The sequence below is a fragment of the Bacillus sp. FSL L8-0099 genome (assembly GCF_038006385.1).
Lineage (GTDB): Bacteria > Bacillota > Bacilli > Bacillales > Bacillaceae_G > Bacillus_A > Bacillus_A toyonensis.
Map to the genome: position 1 here is coordinate 1734575 of NZ_JBBOVC010000001.1, position 24279 is coordinate 1758853.

Annotated in this window: 21 protein-coding genes, 1 pseudogene and 1 riboswitch; of the genes and pseudogenes, 17 read left to right on the forward strand and 5 right to left on the reverse strand. The window is 33.2% G+C overall.

Annotation, left to right across the window (positions count from 1 at the left end; translation table 11 throughout):
- Positions 1-138: 138 nt before the first annotated feature.
- Positions 139-286, forward strand: a riboswitch (cyclic di-AMP (ydaO/yuaA leader).
- Between the two features lie 144 nt (positions 287-430).
- The 5 genes from MHH42_RS09075 to MHH42_RS09095 all read left to right on the forward strand — a co-directional run bounded on the left by MHH42_RS09075 (position 431) and on the right by MHH42_RS09095 (position 7340).
- Complete coding sequence (locus MHH42_RS09075) at positions 431-2257, forward strand: APC family permease (protein WP_000254863.1); 1827 nt, start codon at positions 431-433, stop codon at positions 2255-2257.
- Positions 2258-2858: 601 nt separating this feature from the next.
- Complete coding sequence (nheA, locus tag MHH42_RS09080) at positions 2859-4019, forward strand: non-hemolytic enterotoxin NHE subunit A (RefSeq protein WP_000751820.1); 1161 nt, start codon at positions 2859-2861, stop codon at positions 4017-4019.
- A gap of 37 nt (positions 4020-4056) precedes the next feature.
- Positions 4057-5265 (forward strand): non-hemolytic enterotoxin NHE subunit B, encoded by a 1209-nt coding sequence (nheB, locus tag MHH42_RS09085; protein ID WP_000162968.1) that lies wholly within the window; start codon positions 4057-4059, stop codon positions 5263-5265.
- Between the two features lie 134 nt (positions 5266-5399).
- Complete coding sequence (nheC, locus tag MHH42_RS09090; RefSeq protein WP_052943618.1) at positions 5400-6479, forward strand: non-hemolytic enterotoxin NHE subunit C; 1080 nt, start codon at positions 5400-5402, stop codon at positions 6477-6479.
- Positions 6480-6713: 234 nt separating this feature from the next.
- The gene (locus MHH42_RS09095; protein WP_340893188.1) at positions 6714-7340 is read left to right on the forward strand and encodes a LysE family translocator; all 627 of its coding nucleotides are present in this window, start codon (positions 6714-6716) and stop codon (positions 7338-7340) included.
- Between the two features lie 339 nt (positions 7341-7679).
- On the opposite strand, the gene MHH42_RS09100 is transcribed toward MHH42_RS09095, so the two are convergent.
- Positions 7680-8345 carry a CPBP family intramembrane glutamic endopeptidase gene (locus tag MHH42_RS09100; protein WP_001009316.1) on the reverse strand — a complete coding sequence of 222 codons (666 nt, stop codon included), beginning with the start codon at positions 8343-8345 and terminating at the stop codon, positions 7680-7682.
- Between the two features lie 626 nt (positions 8346-8971).
- On the opposite strand from MHH42_RS09100, the gene MHH42_RS09105 reads away from it, so the two are divergent.
- The 8 genes and pseudogenes from MHH42_RS09105 (at position 8972) to MHH42_RS09140 (ending at position 15960) form a co-directional block, all read left to right on the forward strand.
- The gene (locus MHH42_RS09105) at positions 8972-9562 is read left to right on the forward strand and encodes a TetR/AcrR family transcriptional regulator (RefSeq protein ID WP_340893191.1); all 591 of its coding nucleotides are present in this window, start codon (positions 8972-8974) and stop codon (positions 9560-9562) included.
- Positions 9563-9931: 369 nt separating this feature from the next.
- Complete coding sequence (locus tag MHH42_RS09110; protein ID WP_000409788.1) at positions 9932-10879, forward strand: sugar-binding transcriptional regulator; 948 nt, start codon at positions 9932-9934, stop codon at positions 10877-10879.
- Positions 10880-11186: 307 nt separating this feature from the next.
- Positions 11187-11858: a deoxyribose-phosphate aldolase gene (gene deoC, locus MHH42_RS09115; protein WP_001017434.1), complete on the forward strand. Its 672-nt coding sequence runs from the start codon at positions 11187-11189 to the stop codon at positions 11856-11858.
- 101 nt (positions 11859-11959) lie between these two features.
- The gene (locus MHH42_RS09120) at positions 11960-13141 is read left to right on the forward strand and encodes a NupC/NupG family nucleoside CNT transporter (protein WP_000876190.1); all 1182 of its coding nucleotides are present in this window, start codon (positions 11960-11962) and stop codon (positions 13139-13141) included.
- Between the two features lie 36 nt (positions 13142-13177).
- The gene (locus MHH42_RS09125) at positions 13178-14479 is read left to right on the forward strand and encodes a pyrimidine-nucleoside phosphorylase (protein ID WP_002093789.1); all 1302 of its coding nucleotides are present in this window, start codon (positions 13178-13180) and stop codon (positions 14477-14479) included.
- A 33-nt stretch (positions 14480-14512) separates the two neighbouring features.
- Positions 14513-14908: a cytidine deaminase gene (locus tag MHH42_RS09130; protein WP_000358537.1), complete on the forward strand. Its 396-nt coding sequence runs from the start codon at positions 14513-14515 to the stop codon at positions 14906-14908.
- 147 nt (positions 14909-15055) lie between these two features.
- Positions 15056-15451, forward strand: coding sequence for a DUF2871 domain-containing protein (locus MHH42_RS09135; protein WP_000737869.1), 396 nt, complete (start codon positions 15056-15058; stop codon positions 15449-15451).
- A gap of 15 nt (positions 15452-15466) precedes the next feature.
- Positions 15467-15960: pseudogene (locus tag MHH42_RS09140) on the forward strand (CcdC family protein).
- 49 nt (positions 15961-16009) lie between these two features.
- Here the strand turns inward: MHH42_RS09140 and MHH42_RS09145 are convergent.
- Positions 16010-16240, reverse strand: coding sequence for a DUF896 domain-containing protein (locus MHH42_RS09145; protein ID WP_000789785.1), 231 nt, complete (start codon positions 16238-16240; stop codon positions 16010-16012).
- A 245-nt stretch (positions 16241-16485) separates the two neighbouring features.
- Between MHH42_RS09145 and MHH42_RS09150 the strand changes: the two genes are divergently transcribed.
- Complete coding sequence (locus MHH42_RS09150; protein WP_000994712.1) at positions 16486-17400, forward strand: membrane protein; 915 nt, start codon at positions 16486-16488, stop codon at positions 17398-17400.
- 71 nt (positions 17401-17471) lie between these two features.
- Here the strand turns inward: MHH42_RS09150 and MHH42_RS09155 are convergent, their stop codons facing one another.
- Positions 17472-18215 (reverse strand): alpha/beta fold hydrolase, encoded by a 744-nt coding sequence (locus tag MHH42_RS09155; RefSeq protein ID WP_340893195.1) that lies wholly within the window; start codon positions 18213-18215, stop codon positions 17472-17474.
- Between the two features lie 143 nt (positions 18216-18358).
- On the opposite strand from MHH42_RS09155, the gene MHH42_RS09160 reads away from it, so the two are divergent.
- Positions 18359-19234: a LysR family transcriptional regulator gene (locus MHH42_RS09160; RefSeq protein WP_001100321.1), complete on the forward strand. Its 876-nt coding sequence runs from the start codon at positions 18359-18361 to the stop codon at positions 19232-19234.
- Between the two features lie 50 nt (positions 19235-19284).
- Here the strand turns inward: MHH42_RS09160 and MHH42_RS09165 are convergent, their stop codons facing one another.
- A complete protein-coding gene (locus MHH42_RS09165) occupies positions 19285-20013 on the reverse strand; it encodes an urease accessory protein UreH domain-containing protein (protein ID WP_000493104.1) in 729 nt (242 codons plus the stop codon).
- Positions 20014-20028: 15 nt separating this feature from the next.
- Positions 20029-21006: a F510_1955 family glycosylhydrolase gene (locus MHH42_RS09170; protein WP_000683855.1), complete on the reverse strand. Its 978-nt coding sequence runs from the start codon at positions 21004-21006 to the stop codon at positions 20029-20031.
- Between the two features lie 204 nt (positions 21007-21210).
- Here MHH42_RS09170 and MHH42_RS09175 point away from each other — a divergent pair, with 204 nt between their 5' ends.
- Entirely contained in the window at positions 21211-22494 is a 1284-nt protein-coding gene (locus tag MHH42_RS09175; protein WP_340893196.1) for an aminopeptidase P family protein, read from the forward strand.
- Positions 22495-22612: 118 nt separating this feature from the next.
- The gene (locus MHH42_RS09180) at positions 22613-24253 is read left to right on the forward strand and encodes a multicopper oxidase family protein (RefSeq protein ID WP_097854286.1); all 1641 of its coding nucleotides are present in this window, start codon (positions 22613-22615) and stop codon (positions 24251-24253) included.
- Positions 24254-24279 lie beyond the last annotated feature (26 nt).

Below are 24279 nucleotides of genomic sequence, written 5' to 3' on the forward strand. Positions count from 1 at the left end.
GGGTCTCCTTTAAGGGTTTTTTAGTATTCATTATGTATATTTATCAGCGGATTATGCGCAATCATTTTAAATTTTTTCTTTTTAAAAATTTTTGTTTACATTTTGAAAATAAAGGAGTATTATAATCCACAGTTTCAATTTTCTAAATCGCTGAAACCGCATGGTACGGGGGACCCGTTCTTACGGATTAGTACATAATCCGATGGGGTGAATCCTTAAAAAAAGGTAGGGCTACTCATAGGCCCGAATCCGACAGCTAACCTCGTAAGCGTTATATTGAGAAGGAAGGTGGAGCTTGTGCGACAAAAAAAATAATGTCTACAAGTCTATTTCGCTATGGCTTGTAGACATTTTTTGTTTTCTGAAGAAATAGTTTGCTGGCTGTAACAAGCAGAATCGTTCGTACAAAATTATTGGAGAGTGGACAGCTGTGGTTTCATCTATTAAAAGATTTTTAATTGGAAGGCCGTTAAAATCAACTGAGTTAGGAGAGCAAAAGCTTAATAAAACGAAGGCGCTAGCCATTCTATCTTCTGACGCATTGTCATCAGTTGCATACGGACCAGAGCAAATTTTAATCGCTTTAGCAGGTCTTGGAGCGATTGCGTATTGGTATTCCATTCCGATCGCTATTGGGGTATTAGTATTATTGACAGCTCTTATTTTATCTTATCGTCAAATTATTTTTGCCTACCCACATGGCGGGGGCGCATATGTTGTATCAAAAGAAAACTTAGGGATGAATCCAGGCTTAATAGCTGGAGGGTCTTTATTAGTGGATTATATTTTAACTGTTGCAGTAAGTGTATCAGCAGGTACAGATGCGTTAACATCTGCTTTTCCTAGCTTACATGCACATAATGTAATCATTGCGATTATATTTGTTATATTTATAACCATATTAAATTTAAGAGGTGTAACAGAGTCAGCTTCCGTTTTAGCATATCCTGTTTATTTATTCGTTTTAGCACTATTTATATTAATTGGTGTAGGGATATACAATATTTTAACTGGTCACGTTTCACCGACCTTACACACGCCGATTGGAACGCCGGTTGCGGGAATTAGTTTGTTCTTACTGTTAAGAGCATTTGCATCAGGTAGTTCGGCTTTAACAGGTGTTGAAGCGATTTCAAACGCAATTCCAAATTTTAAAGATCCTGCACCAAACAATGCAGCAAAAACTTTGCTTGCGATGGGCGCATTACTTGCTGTGTTATTTTCAGGAATTGTATTTTTAGCTTATTATTACGGAATTACACCGAGTAAAGAAGTAACTGTTGTTTCTCAAATTGCTGAACAAACATTTGGACGTAATTTCATGTACTATTTCATACAAGGCACAACAGCTTTAATATTAATTCTTGCTGCTAACACAGGGTATTCTGCATTTCCATTATTAGCAGTTAACCTTGCAAAAGATAAATTCATACCGAGAATGTTTACGATTAGAGGAGACCGTCTTGGTTACTCAAACGGTATTATTATACTTGGAATTGCTTCGATTATTTTAATTGTAGCTTTCCAAGGTCAAACAGAACATTTAATTCCGCTATATGCAGTAGGTGTGTTTATTCCATTTACACTTTCTCAAACAGGTATGGTATTAAAATGGCTTCGTGAAAAACCTGAAGGATGGGCTTTAAGATTAACGGTTAATTTAATTGGTGCAGTCATTAGTTTTATCGTTATGAGCATGTTCTTTTTAACTAAATTCGCTCAAGTTTGGTCGATCCTTATTTTCTTACCTGCTATTATCTTCTTGTTCCATCGAATTAAGAAGCATTATGATGCAGTCGGTGATCAATTAAGTTTAAAAACTTGTGAGCCTCTTATTCCGATTGAGGGGAATGTAATTCTCGTGCCTGTAGCTGGTATGACTCATGTAGTAGAAAATTCATTGAACTATGCGAAGGCTCTTTCTGCAGATCAAGTTATCGCTGTATATGTTGCTTTTGACAGAGAAGAGGAAAAGAAATTTGAAGAGAAATGGAAGAAGTGGCAACCTGAAGTAAGGCTTGTTACATTGCATTCTCATTATAGAAGTATTATTCAGCCGCTAACTAAGTTCATTGATACAGTGCAATATAAAGCGAGTGAATCAAATTATCGAGTTACGGTCGTTATACCACAGTTTATTCCGAAAAAAGGCTGGCATAACATTCTTCATAATCAATCAAGTTTACTCATACGTGCGTATTTACTCTATAAGAGAAATGTTGTTATTACGACAGTTCCATATCATTTGAAAAAGTAAGAAGATTTTTTAAGGATAGTTTCACGAAAGTGAAGCTATCCTTTTTGTGTATACGCTATGCATTATTGCATATTTAACTAAAAATTATATTAATATAATTTTATCCGTTGTGAGTAAGTAGTGTTTTCTGTTGTGATATATGGATATTTTAATCGGGAAAGTGAAACGAATTTTATTTTGGGATAAGGACATGAGAGCTTGAAAATAAAGGGAATGAAAATACTTCTTTACGTTATATAAATAGCTGTGTTTAAATGACCTTACAGTACAAAACTTACTTGAAAACAAAACGAAATTTCATACTTTTATACGTGAATTAGTTTAAAATGAATAATATTTTTATGTAATATATTCACTGTATGAATGTGAAAATTGCAATAGAATAGAAATTTTATACAAATCTATTCATACTAAGCACATATGAAAAGGTATGAAATGTTTTATAACAATAAGTAAGTACTGTAGAAAAAAGTTAGGAGAGATGGTTCGTACACGAATCACGGTGAGAATGTTCTCTATTTTAACCATCTCAAATTAATTGCAAGAAAATAGAATAATAAAATGCGATAGTAATAGTTGCTAATACATAGGAGGAGTTAAAGTGAAAAAGACTTTAATTACAGGGTTATTGGTTACAGCAGTATCTACGAGTTGCTTCATTCCTGTAAGCGCTTACGCTAAGGAGGGGCAAACAGAAGTGAAAGCAGTATATGCACAAAATGTAATTGCTCCAAATACATTATCCAATTCAATTAGAATGTTAGGATCACAGTCACCGCTTATACAAGCATACGGATTAGTTATTTTACAACAGCCAGACATTAAGGTGAATGCGATGAGTAGTTTGACGAATCATCAAAAGTTTGCAAAGGCAAATGTAAGAGAGTGGATTGATGAATATAATCCGAAGTTAATCGATTTAAATCAAGAGATGATGAGATATAGTACTAGATTTAATAGTTATTATAGTAAGCTCTATGAACTAGCAGGAAACGTAAATGAAGATGAACAAGCAAAAGCAGATTTTACAAATGCATATGGAAAATTACAACTGCAAGTACAAAGCATCCAAGAGAGTATGGAGCAAGATTTATTAGAGTTAAATCGATTTAAAACAGTATTAGACAAAGATAGCAATAACTTATCGATTAAAGCTGATGAAGCAATAAAAACACTGCAAGGATCAAATGGGGATATTGTGAAATTAAGAGAAGATATTAAAAGAATTCAAGGGGAAATTCAAGCTGAACTAACTACTATTTTGAATAGACCGCAAGAAATCATTAAAGGTTCTATTAATATCGGTAAACAAGTATTTACAATTACAAATCAAACTGCACAAACGAAAACAATCGACTTTGTTTCTATCGGTACTTTAAGTAATGAAATTGTAAATGCTGCAGATAGTCAAACGAGGGAAGCAGCTCTTCGTATTCAACAAAAGCAAAAAGAGCTATTACCACTTATTCAAAAGTTATCACAGACTGAATCAGAGGCGACTCAAATTACATTCGTTGAAGATCAAGTAAGTAGCTTTACAGAACTAATTGATCGCCAAATCGCAACTTTAGAAACGTTATTAGCGGATTGGAAAGTTTTCAATAATAATATGATCCAAATTCAAACAAATATTGAAGAAGGCACGTATACAGACAGTAGTTTACTTCAAAAACATTTCAATCAACTTAAAAAAGTAAGTGATGAAATGAATAAGCAAACAAATCAATTTGAAGATTATGTTACAAACGTTGAAGTACATTAAACAGAAAAATAATTAGCGATATAGGGAGAGAAGAAAAATGACAAAAAAACCTTATAAAGTAATGGCTCTATCAGCACTTATGGCAGTATTTGCAGCAGGGAATATTATGCCGGCCCATACGTATGCAGCTGAAAGTACAGTGAAACAAGCTCCAGTTCATGCTGTAGCAAAAGCTTATAATGACTATGAAGAATACTCATTAGGACCAGAAGGCCTAAAAGATGCAATGGAAAGAACAGGTTCAAACGCTTTAGTAATGGATCTGTACGCTTTAACAATTATTAAACAAGGTAATGTTAACTTTGGAAATGTATCGTCTGTTGATGCGGCTTTAAAAGGAAAAGTAATTCAGCACCAAGATACAGCTAGAGGAAATGCGAAGCAATGGTTAGATGTATTAAAACCACAGCTTATTTCAACGAATCAAAATATCATTAACTACAATACGAAATTCCAAAACTATTATGATACTTTAGTTGCTGCAGTAGATGCAAAAGATAAAGCGACTCTTACGAAAGGCCTAACTAGATTATCAAGTAGTATTAATGAAAATAAAGCGCAAGTGGATCAGTTAGTAGAAGACTTGAAGAAATTCCGCAATAAAATGACTTCGGATACGCAAAACTTCAAGGGTGATGCAAATCAAATTACATCTATATTAGCTAGTCAAGATGCAGGAATTCCGCTATTACAAAATCAAATTACAACGTACAATGAAGCAATTAGTAAATATAATGCAATTATTATCGGTTCATCTGTTGCGACAGCTCTAGGACCAATTGCAATTATCGGTGGTGCAGTAGTTATTGCTACGGGCGCAGGAACACCGCTAGGAGTCGCATTAATTGCAGGTGGTGCAGCAGCTGTAGGCGGTGGTACAGCTGGAATCGTATTAGCGAAGAAAGAGCTTGATAATGCACAAGCAGAAATTCAAAAGATAACAGGACAAGTTACAACTGCGCAATTAGAAGTAGCAGGATTAACGAACATTAAAACACAAACAGAGTATTTAACAAATACAATTGATACTGCAATTACAGCGTTACAAAATATTTCAAACCAATGGTACACAATGGGATCAAAATACAATTCTTTACTTCAAAATGTAGATTCAATTAGTCCAAACGATCTTGTTTTCATTAAAGAAGATTTAAACATTGCGAAAGATAGCTGGAAAAACATTAAGGACTATGCAGAAAAGATTTATGCTGAGGATATTAAAGTAGTAGATACGAAAAAAGCATAATAGTAATTGAACTGTTACAGCATTACGTACAGATAAATGATTTTTAAATAATAGAGAGCTCCTGTTCAGTAGTGAGCAGGAGCTTTTTTTACCTCTAACGTTTCATATCTTCATAAAAAGAATAGGTGATAATTATGCGTAATAAATTCTATAAAAAATGTCTTTTAACGATAATGATTGCTGGATTCGCAACAAGTAACGCGTTTCCTTTACATCCTTTTGCAGCGGAACAAAACGTAAAAACATTGCAAGAAAATGCGAAAAATTATTCTCTTGGACCAGCAGGTTTCCAAGATGTAATGGCGCAAACGACATCGAGTATATTTGCAATGGATTCATATGCAAAATTAATTCAAAATCAGCAAGAGACTGATTTGAGTAAAATAAGTTCAATTAATAGTGAGTTTAAAGGAAATATGGTTCAGCACCAAAGAGATGCAAAAATTAATGCAGCGTATTGGTTAAATAATATGAAGCCTCAAATTATGAAAACGGATCAAAATATTATTAATTACAATAATACTTTTCAAGCGTACTATAATAGCATGCTAGTAGCGATTGATCAAAAGGATAGCGGTAAATTAAAAGCGGATTTAGAAAAGTTGTATGCGGACATTTTAAAAAATCAAAATGAAGTAGATATTTTATTAGGGAATTTAAAAGCATTTCGCGATAGAATGGCGAAAGATACAAACAGTTTTAAAGAAGATACAAATCAATTAACTTCGATTTTGGCGAGTACGAATGCTGGTATTCCAGCATTAGAGCAACAAATAAATACATATAATGATTCGATTAAAAAGAGTAATGATATGGTTATTGCTGGTGGTGTACTTTGCGTAGCGTTAATAACATGTCTTGCTGGCGGACCGATGATTGCGATTGCGAAAAAAGATATCGCAAATGCAGAAAGAGAAATAGCCAATTTAAAAGATAGAATTTCTGGCGCACAAGCAGAAGTCGCAATTTTGACAGATGTGAAAAATAAAACAACAAATATGACAGAAACAATTGATGCAGCAATTACAGCACTACAAAACATATCAAATCAATGGTATACAGTAGGTGCAAAATATAATAATTTACTACAAAACGTAAAAGGAATTAGTCCGGAAGAGTTTACGTTTATAAAAGAAGATTTACATACAGCGAAAGATAGCTGGAAAGATGTAAAAGATTATACAGAAAAATTACATGAAGGTGTGGCGAAATAAACAGTGGACTAGTTCTGCTGTTTATTTTTTTATCCTGTTTTTTGTGAGAGTTGAACTTGTCGTTTGATATATAAGTTTGCCATGTGTTTTATCAATATGGCTTTAGGATAATGTTTAGCCAAATTGATACTAATAACCCAGATAAACTTCTGATCAAGCCTTTTATATGTAATGTTTTAATGAAAAAAGCTATACTGTAAGCAAAATTAAAAATTAGAAAGGAAATATTAGAACATGGAAAATTATTTATTATTTATCCTTACAGCAATGCTAATCATAATTATGCCTGGTCCTGGTTTTGCCTTAGTTACAAAAAATACTATCTCGCATGGTAAAAATGGTGGGATAAAGACCGTCTTAGGAACGATATCTGGAATGATGATTCATACAATAATGGCTACGCTAGGACTCTCTGCCATCCTAATGAAATTTGCTATGTTATTTACATTTATAAAATATGCTGGGGCTTTTTATTTAATGTACTTAGCTGTGAAGTCAATTAAAAGTGCTTTTTCTAGAAAAGAAGATATGTCAGGTTCAGTAGAAATGGACTATAAAGATATTGGAGCAATTAAAAGTTTTAGACAAGGATTTACTACGGCAATTTTAAACCCAAAAACTGCTGTATTTTTCCTAAGTTTTTTACCCCAATTTATTGTGAGCAATCAAAGTCATTTCTTCCAATTTCTTTTGTTAGGACTCACATTTACGACTTTGACAGTAATATGGTATTTGCTTTATATCACGCTAATACGTCAATTAAGAACTTTTTTAAGAAAAGAAAAAGTGAACCGTACAATAGAGGGTATTACTGGTACAGTATTATTAGTATTTGGAGTTAGGTTATTTTTCCAAAAATAAATATGTAAATGAAATGAGAAATAAACAATGACGGTAATTTCTCGTTTCATTTATTCTAAAGCTACCATTTTATAATTGATTTCACACCTTCATACCAATTTTCTTATCTCAGGATATTTGCTTTTCTTAGTTTAATTGTGATGTGGGTCCCCTATATAAAAAAAACCACAGTTTACATCCAAACTGTGGTTTTTTGACGTGCAAGGAATTACACAAATCATTAGTCACTATCTAAATTGCACTCCCCATTTATTAATATCTATTTCTATTTTTTAACTCTGCAACAGAAACAAGTCTAGTTTAGAATGAAAGTAATGCCATTGTTTAACATATGTCTCACTATGACATGTACATTTGAATGAAAGCAATAGAATTATTTAACACATGTATCGCCATAACATATGCAATGGATCTGTTAGAAATAAGATAAGCCGCAGTAAGAATTACCGATCCAGGTAAATAAATAGCAATATCCGAAAGCTGGTTCGTATGAAGTACTGTAAAAATTATAATTGAAATGATAGATGCAATAGCAGTACCAACATAATGCGAAAAACGATTTAATAATATATGGCGAAACATAATTTCTTCAATTACTGGACCCATAATTCCAAATAGGAGCAATGTGAATATAATAGGAATCTCTGCCCCTTGTGTAAGGACCTGTTCTTGGTTCTCTGGCTGACCTGTATTTAGAAAATGCATAATAGAATTTTCCACAATTACCATAAATAAAACCACTATAGGAATACTTACTATTTTCAAAATTGTCTTCTCTTTAAAATAAGTAAAACTTTGAATAATTTCTTTCCTAAAGAACATTACTCCTAGAATAGTAGGTATAGTCAAGCTCATGGCACCAAGAGCAAATTCTGATTCAACTAAATTGACATTAGTTAAAAGTGATATGCCAAATAATATGAACAAGCCAATTTGAAATAGTGTAAACATTGGATAAACTAGTAGCATAATAAGTTCTTTTTGATTCATTTTAATAAAGTTCACCTTATTACCTCCATAATTAAATTACTTAGAATCTTTGATTTTTCTTTCTGCATAAGGTTCTCCTTCTAATTTATACAAGATTCCGAACCGAACGGTTCGGTTCGGAATCTAATGATACTATAAGTTTCTAGTTTTTTAAACCCTTTTTACAAATTATTAACAAAATCAAAATAGTAAAAACCGAGTATATTTATATATCGGTTGTTTATTTACAATCAAATTACAGCAATCATTAATGATTACCCTTTTATAGAATGAAATGAAAGTGGGAGTAGCTCATCCCTTTAGCTAAACATATTAATAAAAATTATATATAATAGTTATATGTCTATACATTAAAATTAACTATATATTTTTACTTCTTCTATGGTTTTAAATAGAATTAGTTGTATAATATGACTGAATTAACCGATTGTTCACATTGTTATTAACAGAAAATTCATTCGAATGTTATAGATAACATAATTTAATGAACCTCAAACTGTATTGTTTTAGGTTCCTATAAGATAGGGATTGATAAGATATTTTTGCTTCAAACTTATTTATACTTACAATAAAAATTCAAAAAAATCATAGTAAAAATCACCTTGAATATTAAGTTCGTTTTATTAGGAGGACCACAAAGCATGACTAAAGTTGATAAGGTAAAAGAAAAGATTATTGAAACATCTTTATATTTATTTAATACTAATGGAATAACTTATACATCCATTCAGGATATAATGACAGCTACTGAACTATCTAAAGGAGCTATTTATCGTAGATTCAAAAATAAAGAAGAAATTGTCCTTGCTGCCTACGACAAAAGTGGTGAGATTATGTGGAACCATTTTCATAAAGCGATGGAAAATAAAAAGACAGCAATCGATAAAATCCTTGCAATATTCCTTGTATATCAAGATGCAGCTAATAACCCCCCTATTGCTGGAGGCTGTCCATTACTTAATAGCGCAATTGAAAGTACTGGAGTATTTCCAGAATTACAAAAAGCAGCAGCAAAAGGTTATGATGATACAGTAATGTTAATGGCCTCTCTCATAAAGGAAGGAATAGAGAAACAAGAACTTAAAGAAGGTTTAGATATTATATCGCTCGCTTCTTTTCTTGCATCTTCAATGGAGGGAGCTATTATGGCAAGTCGAGTATCTAACGATAATATACACCATCATTATTTTATTGAACAAATAAAACATCATCTTTTCTCTTATTCTAAATAAGTGAGAACTTGCATTGTTTCCATCCAATTTTTATAGACTTAAATTGAATGAATACCCCTCATAAACAGTATCTTCAGTTTATGAAGGGTATTTGAATAGTTTTTAGACGATGTTTCATGTTTCTTATTGAACGGCTTTGTTATCGTTACTACAGAAAAAGAAAAAAGAATGAATTACATATAAATCGATTTATATGTTTCAAGTGTATCTATATTGAGTTTGTAAATCTACACAAAAAGGTTTCATTGTATATACTAAGTGAAGTAGAAGTTCAGTTAGTAAAAATTCGGTAGTCGAATTTTTTTGCATAAAGCTGTATAATGCTTGTAACGAAAGGGAAATACAGGAAAGGGTTTGTAATAAGTTATTATGGAAAAAGATAAACAACAATTAAGCGTTGAAGTTGCAAGATTATATTATCAATCCGATTATAGTCAGCAAGAAATTGCTAACAAATTAAATATTTCAAGACCGACGATTTCTAGATTATTAAAGTACGCGAAAGAAAAAGGATTTGTTCAAATTAGTATAGCCGATCCATTTGCTGATTTAGATAACGTTGGGAATTTATTGAAAGAAAAGTACAACTTGTTAGAGGCGCATGTAGTATTTTCTCCAGTGCCAGAATATGCAACGATTACTGAGTATATTAGTAAATATGCGGCTGAGTACATGGAAAAGACAGTGAAAAACGGTGATATCGTCGGTGTAAGCTGGGGAATGACGATGTATGAAATCGCTAGGAAAATCGTACCACAACATGTGAAAGGTGTAGAAGTTGTCCAGCTAAAAGGTGGTATTAGTCATTCGAGTGTAAATACATATGCGAATGAGACCATTGCTTTATTTGCAGAGGCTTTTCAAACGACACCAAGAAATTTACCGCTCCCAGTTATATTTGATAATGCGGTGACAAAAGAATTAGTAGAGCAGGATCGACATATTCATCACATTATTGAAATGGGGAAACAAGCAAATATTGCAGTTTTCACTGTCGGAACAGTGCGTGATGAAGCGTTATTATTCCGATTAGGATATTTAGATAAGGATGAAACGAACATTCTGAAAAAACAAGCTGTCGGTGACATTTGTTCACGTTTCTTTGACGGAGACGGAAATATTAGTAGTGAAGAAATTAATAAGCGTACCATTGGAATTGAGTTAGAGGAACTTAAATTAAAGAAACGTTCTATTTTAGTTGCAGGTGGTAATAGAAAAATACAAGCAATTGATGGTGCGTTACGTGGCGGGTATGCAAATGTATTAATTATTGATCAGCATACAGCAAAAGAACTGTTACATTATCAAAAAGGTTAGAAATAAAAGGCTTTCTCAAGATGTTAATTTTGAGAAAGCCTTTTATTTTGTTATGTATGAATTATGGGAGTGTTTTTTGAATACAAATTGCCTTTTTAAAAATAATTATGGATATTGAGATACATACTACCATTGTTAATATAAAAGTTTTGATTTTAAATGTGAATTGTTTCTTAGTTAGAATGCGCTTTATTTACTACAAGAAAATTCCTTTTAAAAAAGAATGAACAAAATTTCAAAAGTGTCTTTACATTTGTTCAACTAAGAGTTAGAATGAAGTTGTTAAAAGATATGAGGAGTGATAATAATGAATATTGCAAAGTTAATTGACCATACAATTTTAAAAGCTAATTCTACAAAAGAAGATGTTATGAAAGTAATCGAGGAAGCAAAGGAATATAAATTCGCTTCTGTTTGTATTAATCCTACATGGGTAAAGCTAGCTGCTGAAGAATTAGCTGGACATGATGTAGACGTTTGTACTGTAATCGGTTTCCCATTAGGAGCAAGCACTACTGAAACAAAAGCATTCGAAACAAAAGATGCTATCGCAAAAGGTGCAACTGAAGTTGATATGGTAATCAACGTAGGTGCTTTAAAAGATGGCGACAATGAGTTCGTTGAAAAAGATATTTATGAAGTAGTACAAGCAGCAAAAGGAAAAGCTCTTGTAAAAGTAATCATTGAAACTTGCCTTCTAACAGACGAAGAAAAAGTTCGTGCTTGTGAATTATCAGTAAAAGCTGGCGCTGATTTCGTAAAAACTTCAACTGGATTCTCAACTGGCGGAGCAACTGCTGAAGATATCGCATTAATGCGTAAAACGGTAGGACCAAACGTTGGTGTAAAAGCATCTGGCGGAGTTCGTACACGTGAAGATGCAGATAAAATGGTAGCTGCTGGAGCTTCTCGTGTTGGAGCAAGCGCTAGTGTTGCAATCGTATTAAACGATGCAAAAGGTGCTACAGATAACTACTAATTAATAAAGTGTGAAAAGCGATAGATACACAAAGTATAGTGTATCTATTGCTTTAACAATTGAAAAGAATGTAAGCGGATACGAATGGGAGGAGACGGCTTATGAAATACTTAATCGGTGTTTTTGGCCTCGTATTGATTTTAGGTATCGCTTGGCTTGCTAGTAATGATAGAAAGAAAGTCAAATATCGTCCAATCATAACGATGGTTATATTACAATTCATTTTGGGGTTTTTACTATTAAATACAAGTGTAGGGAATATATTAATTAGCGGAATAGCAGATGGTTTTGGGGAATTATTAAAATATGCCGCTGATGGTGTGAATTTCGTATTTGGTGGATTAGTAAATCAAAAAGAGTTTTCATTCTTTTTAAGTGTATTAATGCCAATCGTATTTATATCAGCTTTAATAGGTATTTTGCAACATATTAAAGTATTACCTATTATTGTGAAATCTATCGGTCTAGCATTAAGTAAAGTAAATGGAATGGGTAAACTAGAATCATATAACGCGGTAGCTTCTGCGATTTTAGGACAGTCTGAAGTGTTTATTTCAGTTAAGAAACAACTAGGATTATTGCCAGAGAAAAGAATGTACACATTATGTGCATCTGCAATGTCTACAGTTTCTATGTCTATCGTTGGATCATACATGGTGTTATTAAAACCGCAATATGTTGTAACCGCTTTAGTGCTTAACTTATTCGGTGGCTTTATCATTGCTTCTATCATTAACCCGTATGAAGTTACTGAAGAAGAAGATATGTTAGAAGTGCAAGAAGAAGAGAAGAAGACTTTCTTTGAAGTATTAGGGGAATACATTATCGATGGATTTAAAGTTGCGATTACAGTAGCAGCTATGTTAGTTGGTTTCGTTGCTCTTATCGCATTCATTAATGCAGTATTTAAAGGTGTAATCGGTATTTCATTCCAAGAAATTCTTGGTTATGTATTTGCACCATTTGCATTTATTATGGGTGTTCCATGGCATGAAGCAGTTAATGCCGGTAATATTATGGCAACAAAACTTGTATCGAATGAATTTGTCGCTATGACAGATTTAGCGCAAGGGAACTTTAATTTCTCAGACAGAACGACAGCGATTATATCTGTATTCTTAGTTTCATTTGCAAACTTCTCTTCAATTGGAATTATTGCAGGGGCAGTTAAGAGCTTAAATGAAAAGCAGGGGAATGTAGTCGCAAGATTTGGTTTGAAATTACTTTTCGGTGCAACGCTAGTAAGTTTCTTATCAGCAACAATCGTTGGCTTATTATTTTAATAGATTCATATCATATAAAAAGGAATGGTGATTGTAATGAGAATGGTAGATATTATTGCAAAAAAACGTGACGGCAAAGAATTAACGACTGAAGAAATCAAATTCTTTATTAATGGATATACAGACGGAAGTATTCCTGATTATCAAGTGAGTGCACTTGCAATGGCAATCTTCTTTAAAGATATGACAGATCGTGAACGTGCAGATTTAACGATGGCAATGGTGGAGTCTGGAGAAACGATCGACTTATCAGCAATTGAAGGCATTAAAGTAGATAAGCATTCAACTGGCGGTGTTGGTGATACAACTACATTAGTATTAGGACCATTAGTTGCTGCTTTAGATGTACCAGTAGCAAAAATGTCAGGTCGTGGTTTAGGACATACGGGCGGAACAATTGACAAATTAGAAGCAGTGGAAGGATTCCACGTTGAAATTACGAAAGAGCAGTTCATTGATATTGTAAACCGTGACAAAGTAGCTGTTATCGGACAAACAGGAAACTTAACACCTGCTGATAAAAAGATTTATGCATTACGTGATGTAACAGGAACAGTAAATTCAATTCCTCTAATCGCAAGTTCAATTATGAGTAAAAAAATTGCAGCTGGTGCTGACGCAATCGTACTTGATGTAAAAACAGGTGCAGGTGCATTTATGAAAACGGAAGAAGATGCAAAAGAATTAGCACATGCAATGGTACGCATCGGAAATAATGTAGGACGTCAAACGATGGCTGTTATTTCAGATATGTCACAACCTCTTGGCTTTGCGATTGGTAATGCCCTAGAAGTGAAAGAAGCAATTGATACGTTAAAAGGTGAAGGGCCAGAAGATTTAACAGAATTAGTACTTGTATTAGGAAGTCAAATGGTCGTACTTGCGAAAAAAGCAAATACGTTAGAAGAAGCTCGTGAAATGTTAATTGAAGTTATGAAAAACGGAAAAGCAACTGAGAAATTTAAAGAGTTCTTAAGCAATCAAGGTGGAGATAGCTCAATTGTAGACAATCCAGAAAAAATGCCACAAGCGAAGTATATAATTGATGTACCTGCTAAAACTTCAGGCGTGATTTCAAACATTGTTGCAGATGAAATCGGTATCGCTGCAATGTTACTTGGTGCAGGCCGTGCAACGAAAGAAGATGAAATCGATTTAGCTGTAGGTTTAATGTTACGTAAAAAAGTTGGCGATGCAGTAAAAGAAGGCGAGCCATTCGTAACGATCTACGCAAATCGTGAAAATGTAGAAGATGTAAAAGCAAAAATTTATGAAAATATTTCTATCGCTGAAACAGCAGTGGCTCCTAAATTAGTTCATACTGTTATTACTGACTAATCAACATTACATTTACTTTGAGGAGGAAATAATATGGATAAGAAAAAATATATTGAAGAAGCAAATAAGATGTTATCGAAAGCGTATATTCCGTATTCAAAATTTCCGGTTGGTGCTGCATTAGTTACAAAAGAAGGTAAAATCTATACTGGTTGTAATATAGAAAATGCTTCTTACGGTTTATGTAACTGTGCAGAAAGAACAGCAATATTCAAAGCAGTATCAGAAGGGGAGCGCGACTTTAGTTACTTAGTCATTACAGGAGAAACTGACGGACCTATTTCACCATGTGGTGCTTGTAGACAAGTGATTGCTGAATTTTGTGATCCGAAAATGCGAGTTTTACTAACGAATGTAAAAGGTGACGAAAAAGAAGTGACTGTTGAGCAGTTACTGCCTGGTGCTTTCACAATTGATGATTTAAAATAAGTTGAAAAGCCATTCCGCAATTAATAATTGTGGAATGGCTTTTTTGTTCTTTAAAAATAGAATGTAATATTTTGTTCATATTCCGTTCATAAACTTTGCGTAAAATGATTGCAGCGAATATGGAAAGTTTACAGCAGGAGGAATAGAATGAAGAAATTATATAATGCAGCATTCATTTACTTAATTATTGGTTTATTATCAGGAGTATTTGCGCGAGAGTATACGAAAGCACAAGGAATTAAAGGTTCCACTATGTTGCAATTAGTACATACACACGTACTAGTGCTTGGATTCATATTCTTTTTAGTCGCTGTTGCTTTAGTTAAAGTATTTCAAATACAAGAAACAAAAAGTTTTCATGCCTGGTTTGTTGTATATAATACAGGATTAATTATTACTATCGTAACAATGGTATGTAGAGGTCTTCTACAAGTAAATGGAACTGACTTTAACGGTTTAAGCCATATGGCTGGATTAGGTCATGTTATTATAAGTATCGGTTTCGTTTGGTTTATGATTTTACTCAAAAAGTCTATTAAATAGATAGGAGTGGAGAGTATGAGTGTAGCACTTTTATCAAGTATCGTAGCAGTTTGTATGGCCGTTGGTGTTATGTTTCTTCGCTTTAAGTCAGCGAAAAAGCCGGTTACGAAAAAGAAAATTATTTTGCCGCCAATTTTTATGAGTACTGGCGCCATGATGTTCTTCTTACCGGAATTCCGATTAACATCGTTAGAAATAGTAGAGGCAATTATCGCAGGACTTATTTTCTCTATATTTCTTATTAAAACAACTAAGTTCGAAGTAAGAGGCGAACATATATATATGAAACCGTCAAAAGCATTTATATTTATTTTAATTGGTTTATTAGCTGTACGAGTCGCATTAAAATCATATTTAAGCCAAACACTTGATTTGGCGCAATTAAGCGGGATGTTTTTCTTACTCGCATTTGCGATGATTGTGTCGTGGAGAATTGCGATGTATCGCTCGTATGTTACATTGCAAAAACAACAATATTAAGTAGAAAAAGAGCTGGAATTTCATTATGAAAAGTCCAGCTCTTTTATGTTTTATACAATTGTTTCTTTAGCTTTAATTTCATTTGCTTAATTTCAAACGAATTTGAGCATCTTGTAATGCAACTGGTGTAACATTAAAACCATTTGAATCGACAATTTTTGTGTTTAATAAAATGGAATCTAAACTTCCACGAAATGTTTTTGTATAGTTTTGACGTAACATTTGTTGTTCTTGTTTTTCATCAACTGTTAATCCAGATGTTTTTTCTTTTTTTGATAATTCGTTAATACGGAATAAAATGTTTTTCATTTGTTTTCACCTCAAGTTAGATTTAATTACATTAGTTACTTACTAATGTATAGTTATTGTAACCTATCTTTCAATGAGTGTCAACGCCTATAAAAATCCTTTTTTTGTAAGTGTAATGGGTGATGAAAAATGAAAAAATTACAAATACTTGAAATGGAAAAGATATTAATATACAATACCTTAGTAGGGTATATTGAATTTTTGTTTTACATTGTGAGAGTAGTAAGTAAAGGGAGTATGTAATAATGAATGCAGTAATTTCAAAAAAAGAAACAATCATCTCATATACGATTGCTATTTTCTTTATTTTAGCTATGGTAACAGCGGGTGTGTTATTAAATGATCCGGAAGTCATTTTGCCGGAAATAGCAGCGATGGCAATTGCTTTATGGGCGTATCGTGAGCCAGGTTGGTTAAGGCAGCCAGAAAAAATCTTTATTGCACCGTCAGTAACAGCTGGTATTGGTTTTATGGTGAATCAAATGGATTTAGCTTATATAGCAAAAGTAAGCGTAACACTTATATTTATGATGCTGTTTTTACGTATTATACAATCAAATTTAGCACCATCTATTGCGACAGGTTTATTACCTTTAGTGACAAATGCGACTGAATGGTCATTTGTTATCTCAGTCTTCGTTTTAACATTTATTTTAATGGTTGGTGTCCTTGTTTTTAAATTGAATAGCGGTATTGAGAGAAAAGTTAACATCCAATATAAATATATGGCTGTATTTCTAATACTAAATTTCATTTGGATAAGTATATGCTGGATCACTGGTCATGAACAATTAGCGGTTATTCCGCCAATATTAGTTGTTGTGTATGAATCACTTCAAAAACCGATGTACAATGAAAAAATGGCATGTAAACAAATAGTAGTATTAACTACATCTCCAACTGTTGGAACTTTATTGTACTTTGCAATCGACTCATGGATTATAGTCACTTTATTAAATATGATTTTAATGCTTATTTTATTAAAAATAGTTGGTGTACGTATTCCAGCAGCATATGCATTTCCATTACTGCCGCTCGTATTTCCAGATGAAATGATAAAGATGTTACCAGTAGGTTCATTTGTTGCGGGGGTATTCTTATTTGGTGCAGTATTACTGTATAAAAAGTGGGAGATGAAGCAAAAGGGAATGCAAATGTAGAGAAGAACATACAATTCTTAGTTAGCATAATAAATAGACACCCGCGGGTGTCTATTTTCATTAAATGAAATTTAGCTTAACGCATGTAAACAATTCACAAGTTCTGTTGCTTTTGAAAAGAAGGGAGAATGATCAGCTTCTAAAGTAATAATCTTCGAGCATGGAGTTTCTGTATTCATTCGGCGCTGAAAATCAATTGGAATCGCTCTATCTAGAGTTGTTTCAATATAAATGCGATCTACAGTTCCGAAGTTTTCTTCAGAAATTTTTAGCTGTTGTTGAAATGGTCCTAGTGGCTGAGGACGCATTTTTTTGGAAGATGCGTCCTCAGCCACTAGGACCATTTTTTTGGAAGATGCTTCTTTAATCTCTTCATTTTCGGTAGCATTTAAAAATGTTTTTTCAATTAGATTAGGTATAAGTTCAGCTGTCATGTCGTTCTCATTTATTGAAAATTGTGGACCAGCTTCACCATCTAATTTACTGCCAAGGCTTTCTCCGTTTTGTGGTAAGAATGCACAAAGATATACTAATTTATCGATTTTATTCGGTATAAGTTCAGCGGTTTGAGTGATCACAATTCCACCCATACTATGTCCAACAACAATAACTTTTTCAGTTTGTTGATTTATAGTAGCTGTTACTGCATCAACATAGGAATCTAACGTTATATTTTGTGAAGGAGTTGTATCTTTCCCACTTCCAAGTAAGTCTAGTGTAATAACAGTGTGACCTAAAGCCTCTAGTTGAGGTTTTACTAATTCCCATGCCCATTCACCTTGCCATGCTCCATGTACTAAAACGTAAGTACTCATTTAATCAACACTCCTCTAATGTTTATATGCTTTATTTTTTTGTAAAATTGATGGTGTATACTTAGTGTATAGGAAGTAGTTTGATAAATATAATGAAGGTTATTTATAGATGATATAAATATCTTTTATATAAGGAGAACAGAATGAACGTCTTTGATTTTAAAGTTTTTAAATATGTGGCTCGGTTGAATAGCATTAGTTTAGCAGCTAAGGAATTACATATGACACAGCCAGCAATAACGCATATTATAAACAAACTAGAGAAACGATATGCTTTAACTTTATTTGAGCGCTCTAGACAAGGAACGATGTTAACTGAAAATGGAAAAGAATTTTTAGTTTGTGTAGAACGACTTCTAATGGAGTATGAAAATCTTGAAGAAACAGCTTTACACTTGAAGAATAAAAGTTTGTATAAGATTGTATTAGCTACGTATCCTTCCGTTACTGTATATTGTTTGGCAGAGTGTATCCAATTAGGTAATATTGATCAAAGTCAGTACGTGCTTGCAGTTAGAGAGGGAAGCTATCAAGAAGTTTTAAATTGGCTGTCTGCTGGAAGTGCTGATTTTTCTATTTCTATAAAAGAAAATCTAATACCAGGATTTCACTATGAAGTTATTGGTGAAGATCCTTATGTTATCGTTTCTTCAAAGAATATTCCACCTAATCTTACTAGTAAAGAATTGAAAAATTATCCTTTTATTATGCCACTTTCTGGTTGTAAAGAAGTACTTGAACCATACTTAATGAAAAACGAAATAACAGTGAATAAAGTGATGGAGTCAGAGTCAATTAGCTCGGCATTAGCACTTACTTTACAAGTTAACGGTATAACGATCGTTCCGTTATCAGGACTTCATAAACAAATTATTCATGACTTTATCGTGCAACCGATAGACATTGAAATCCCGCGGCAACTCATTATGCAGTGGTCGCCTAAAAAAGAGAAAGATCCATTGTTTCTCGCGTTTGTTACGAATTTGCTAACACAATTACAACAAAAGAAAAATGAATAAAATGATACAAAAGGTAAGCTCATTTCACTGAAGCTTACCTTTTGTATGTATTACCAATATAGGGCGGTATCATAAAGTCCGATTAAAACGAGAAGTACACCAGCTATACGCTGAATATTTCCCCCTATTTTTCGGCTCTTTTTAAGTAGTGTTCCATTTAAGCCTAGGTAGGAGATAATGGACAGTAATACAACGACAGGTAGAGCAGTTCCTATAGAGAAAAAGGTAGGAAATAAATACCCGTAATTAGATGTTAAAGAGAGTGGTATTAATGTTCCGAAAAATAGCACAAACATAGTAGGGCAGAAAGCTAACGAAAAGAAAAACCCAAGCAAAAATGAGCTGACTTCATTTTGTTTTCGTATAGATGTGATAGGGAAGATGGTAGAGAAGAAGTTTCTACCTTTTATAATACCTGATAATATTAACCCCATTATTATTAATAAAGGTCCGATCAGTTTACGTAACCATGGGAAATACAAAGTTAATATTTGCTGAATTTCTTTTCCTAACACCCATACTAATAGTCCAAGCGTCGTAAAAGCTATTATTTTTCCTAAAATGAATAACAATATATGTTTCCAGATATGTCCCTTTTGTAAAGATTGATTGCCATAGATTGTAATGGCGCTAATGTTTCCTGTTAATTGGCATGGAGCAAAGGTACCTACTATGCCTAATAAAAACGCAAATAAAAGAGGAATTGATTTCGTAGCATTCGTGACATCCATTAAAGGAGACATGAGTTGATAACTCCACTCGCTAATTGTTGAAAACACGTTATATTCACCTTTCTAATTAAATTGTAATAAGCCATTTTTAGTAATCTGTTTCCACGTTTTACCGTCATCTGTGGAAAGGAATACATTTGCTTGCATTGTAGCAAATACTATTTCAGATGAATTTTGAGGGTTTTGTGATATATACATAATTGTATCTTTAGAATCTAAAGATGGAATCTGTAAGTTTGTTTCTTCATTTGTAGCAATTGATTTCTTCGTTATCATTTGCTTATTGATAGGAGCGTAAAAAACATCTTCATTACTTAATGTAACTGCTGTCGATTCAAGTGATGTAGAGAATAGTTCAAATGTATTCCCGTAATCTGTAGATAAATAAACACCATCTTTAGCACTTACTGCGACTACACTCGCTTGATCCGGATGTACTGAAAATGTATGGATTGTACTTGAAAGGCCTTTTAACTTACTATTTTTCCATTCTTGTCCGTTGTTTGTACTGAAATAAAAACCTTGTTGTAATTTAGAATTTGGACGCTCGTTATATAAATAAATCGTTTCTGTATTATATCCGACAGCAAGGTTATGAAAATCAGATTCTCCATAGAATGCTAGCTTTTCAAGGTTATTGCCGCCATCAGAACTTTTCATTAATCCTAAAGGATTTTTTAAATTTGCACCTGGTTCTGGGTGCCCACTAGCAAAAAATCCATTTTTAGTTGCCTGAAAGCCCATATAATCGTGTAACTGTGTAGCAGTTTCAAACCATTTTCCATTTTGATAAACTTTTATACCACTATGAGTTGCGATAGAAATACCAGGCATATTTCCTGCATAGCCAATTCCGTGAATGTGCGCTATTTTTCCAGATGTAATTTCTTTATAGAAGTTTTGCGGAATCGTATTTGCGTTATCTTTATTTTGGGGCTGAGATTGAACTGTTTCTTTTTTTACTGGTGGTGTTTCTACGTTATTAGAGCATCCTGTAATGATAAATAATGAAGTAATGGCTAGTCCTACGTAATGTTTCACGTTTGTAGGCTCCTTTCTTATATATATGAGATATTAAGTATATGGAATAAATGTCAAGAAATTGTGGAGTGATTAGATGCCTAGTAATGAAAGTTTATCTTCTATATAAACATTATCAATTGACGAAAAATTATAACAATAATAGAATGAATTATATTGGATAATCAGTTTCAAAATTATACATAGAACGCTAGGGGGATTATTATGAAATCAACATTTTTTGCTCAAAATAGAGAACGATTAGCGAAAACATTACATGATGAATCGATTACGATTTTATTTGCTGGACAAGCACCTCATATGTCAGCAGATGCCCATTATAAATTTGTGCCGAATCGAAATTTTTACTATTTAACGGGAATCGATGAGCCCAATGTTATTTTCATGTTGAAAAAGTTTGGAAATAGTGTGGAAGAAACTCTTTTCATTGAAAAATCAGATCCAGTAATGGAAAAATGGGTCGGTAAAACAGTTTCTAAAGAAGATGCAGAACGAATTTCAGGCATACAAAAAGTTGTATATATAGAAAGCTTTGAGAAGACAATGGCACATACACTTTTCGCAGAAAATGCGCAACATGTGTATTTAGATTTAGAGCGTCGTGAGTGGAAGGGTACTGAGACGAAAACGTTAGCGTTTGCTAAACATGTAAGAGAACAGTACCCACACATAACAATTGGTAATGTATACCCGGAAATTTGTGAATTACGAGTGTTTAAAACAGAGGAAGAAATTGAAATCATTAAAGAAGCAATTGCTGTAACGAAAGACGGTATTTACAATGTGTTAAAGCATGCAAAAGCAGACATGATGGAATATGAATTAGAAGCTCAGTTTGATTTCACACTGAAGTCATCTGGGATTAAGCATCATGCGTTCAATACAATTTTGGCAAGTGGGAAAAATGCAACAGTTCTTCATTATGAAGATAATGATGCACAAATTCAAAATGGTGATTTAGTACTGCTAGATTTAGGCGCTCAAAAAGACTATTATAACGCTGATATTAGTTATACTTTCCCGGCAAATGGAACATTCTCTAGTCGCCAAAAACAAATCTATAATATTGTATTAAAAGCATTGAAAGAAACAACAGAGATTATTAAGCCAGGCTTAAATTTTGCTGCATTAAATGAGCATACAAAAAAGGTACTAGCAGAAGAGTGTAAAGCTATTGGTTTAATTCAAGAAGATGAGGAACTATCTAAATATTATTATCATGGTGTCAGTCACTTTCTTGGTTTAGATACTCACGATGTTGGAACATACAAAGAAAGAGTATTAGAAGAAGGTATGGTTATTACGATTGAACCAGGTCTATATATTGAAGAAGAATCAATTGGTATTCGTATTGAAGATGATATCCTTGTAACAAAAGATGGCTATGAAAATTTGTCAAAAGATATCATTAGAACAGTTGAAGAGATTGAAGGGTTTATGAGTAACAATAATGTAAATGTAAAAGAAGATGAAGTTGTTGCAAAATAATAGTTAGAAGAGGCGCTCAATTTTGGGTGCCTTTTTATTTTGCTCATTTTATATCTCCATATTTTCTTGAAAATTATCTTCTATAATAATCTTGAAAAAGAAAAAGGAGGGATTTTCTATGAAGGGATTTGTATTAACAGCAGTTACAGTCTCCGTAATATCTTTAATTGCTGCATGTTCTGCGACCACAAATAAAACAAATGATCATAAAAATATGAATGATAAAAAAACAACACAGACTGAAACGGCTACAAAGCCATTGAAAGTTGTAAAAGGGCCAGAAGTTACTTTAGTAGCGAAAGAAGAAAAACAAAAGCTAAGTAGCGGTGTTATTGTTCCAGTCTGGACATTTAATGGTTCATCCCCGGGTCCGGAAATTAGGGTGAAAAAAGGTGAAAAGGTTAAAGTGACATTAAAAAATGAATTACCTGCACCAGTATCTATTCATTGGCATGGGTATCCTGTCCCAAATAACATGGATGGAATTCCAGGCGTGACACAAGATGCGGTTGAATCAGGAAAAAGTTTCACCTATGAATTTGAAGCGAACGTACCAGGAACGTATTGGTATCATTCACATCAAGATTCTGTAAATCAACTAGATAGAGGCTTATATGGTGCTCTTATTGTAGAGGATACAAATGAAAAGTATGATAAAGATTACACGTTAATGTTAGATGAATGGATAACAGATAAAGAAGAAATTAATAAGCAGTTAAAAGAAATGACAAAAGCGCAAAAAGGTAATAAATCTAAGGATAATGAAAATGCAAAAAAGAATGATGATATGAAAGGCATGGATCATTCAGGTATGAACATGGGTAGTGATAAAAAAGACTCTGGTAATATGGCAGGAATGGACCATGGAAATATGAAGATGGAAGGTCATGATATGGGTATGTATAACTTATTCACAATCAATGGTAAAAGCGGTGATTTAGTAGAGCCGTTAAAAGTGAAAAAGGGTGATAAAGTTCGTCTTCGACTCGTTGATGCTGGTTATCTATCACATGATATACACGTTCACGGTCATGATATAAAAGTAGTTGCGACAGATGGTCAACCAATAAACGATCCAAAAGCTATAAAGGATAAGGTAATTTCAATCGCACCGGGTGAACGTTATGATGTTGAATTTACTGCTAACAATCCTGGGAAATGGTATGTTGAAGACCATTCAGCAAATAAAGGTGCAAAAGGAATGAAAACCATTATTGAATATGAAGGTAGTAAAGAGATGAAAGACAGAGCAAATGAAAAAGAAAAACTACCGAAATTAGATATGACGAAATATGGTGAGAAAAAATTAGGTAATTTCACACTAGAGCAGCAGTATACTGCCACATATAATATGGACTTGAATACGAAAATGAATGGAAATGAAATGGTTTATACAATTAACGGAAAAGTATTTCCAGATATTGATCCAATTCTAGTGAAAAAGGGTGACTTAGTAAAAGTGAAATTAGTAAATCGCTCTAAAAGAGACGATCACCCGATGCATTTGCACGGTCATTTCTTCCAAGTATTAAGTAAAGATGGAAAACCGATTGAAGGTTCTCCAATTGTTAAAGACACATTAAATCTGAAACTAGGAGAAGAATATGAAGTAGCCTTTGTAGCAGACAATCCGGGTGAGTGGATGTTCCACTGTCACGATCTACACCATGCTTCAGCAGGGATGGTAACGGAAGTAAAATATACAGATTACACATCTGATTATGTTCCAAACCCTAATATTCCTAATAAGCCGGAATAATGTGAAATTCATGTAGTTTATCATAA

What these genes read in the sequence shown, in the direction of transcription:
- nheB (WP_000162968.1), top strand. Translation starts at nt 4,057, where the DNA reads ATGACAAAAAAACCTTATAAAGTAATGGCTCTATCAGCACTTATGGCA.
- nheC (WP_052943618.1), top strand. Translation starts at nt 5,400, where the DNA reads ATGCGTAATAAATTCTATAAAAAATGTCTTTTAACGATAATGATTGCT.
- MHH42_RS09095 (WP_340893188.1), top strand. Translation starts at nt 6,714, where the DNA reads ATGGAAAATTATTTATTATTTATCCTTACAGCAATGCTAATCATAATT.
- MHH42_RS09105 (WP_340893191.1), top strand. Translation starts at nt 8,972, where the DNA reads ATGACTAAAGTTGATAAGGTAAAAGAAAAGATTATTGAAACATCTTTA.
- MHH42_RS09110 (WP_000409788.1), top strand. Translation starts at nt 9,932, where the DNA reads ATGGAAAAAGATAAACAACAATTAAGCGTTGAAGTTGCAAGATTATAT.
- deoC (WP_001017434.1), top strand. Translation starts at nt 11,187, where the DNA reads ATGAATATTGCAAAGTTAATTGACCATACAATTTTAAAAGCTAATTCT.
- MHH42_RS09120 (WP_000876190.1), top strand. Translation starts at nt 11,960, where the DNA reads ATGAAATACTTAATCGGTGTTTTTGGCCTCGTATTGATTTTAGGTATC.
- MHH42_RS09125 (WP_002093789.1), top strand. Translation starts at nt 13,178, where the DNA reads ATGAGAATGGTAGATATTATTGCAAAAAAACGTGACGGCAAAGAATTA.
- MHH42_RS09130 (WP_000358537.1), top strand. Translation starts at nt 14,513, where the DNA reads ATGGATAAGAAAAAATATATTGAAGAAGCAAATAAGATGTTATCGAAA.
- MHH42_RS09135 (WP_000737869.1), top strand. Translation starts at nt 15,056, where the DNA reads ATGAAGAAATTATATAATGCAGCATTCATTTACTTAATTATTGGTTTA.
- MHH42_RS09145 (WP_000789785.1), bottom strand. Translation starts at nt 16,240, where the DNA reads ATGAAAAACATTTTATTCCGTATTAACGAATTATCAAAAAAAGAAAAA.
- MHH42_RS09150 (WP_000994712.1), top strand. Translation starts at nt 16,486, where the DNA reads ATGAATGCAGTAATTTCAAAAAAAGAAACAATCATCTCATATACGATT.
- MHH42_RS09155 (WP_340893195.1), bottom strand. Translation starts at nt 18,215, where the DNA reads ATGAGTACTTACGTTTTAGTACATGGAGCATGGCAAGGTGAATGGGCA.
- MHH42_RS09160 (WP_001100321.1), top strand. Translation starts at nt 18,359, where the DNA reads ATGAACGTCTTTGATTTTAAAGTTTTTAAATATGTGGCTCGGTTGAAT.
- MHH42_RS09175 (WP_340893196.1), top strand. Translation starts at nt 21,211, where the DNA reads ATGAAATCAACATTTTTTGCTCAAAATAGAGAACGATTAGCGAAAACA.
- MHH42_RS09180 (WP_097854286.1), top strand. Translation starts at nt 22,613, where the DNA reads ATGAAGGGATTTGTATTAACAGCAGTTACAGTCTCCGTAATATCTTTA.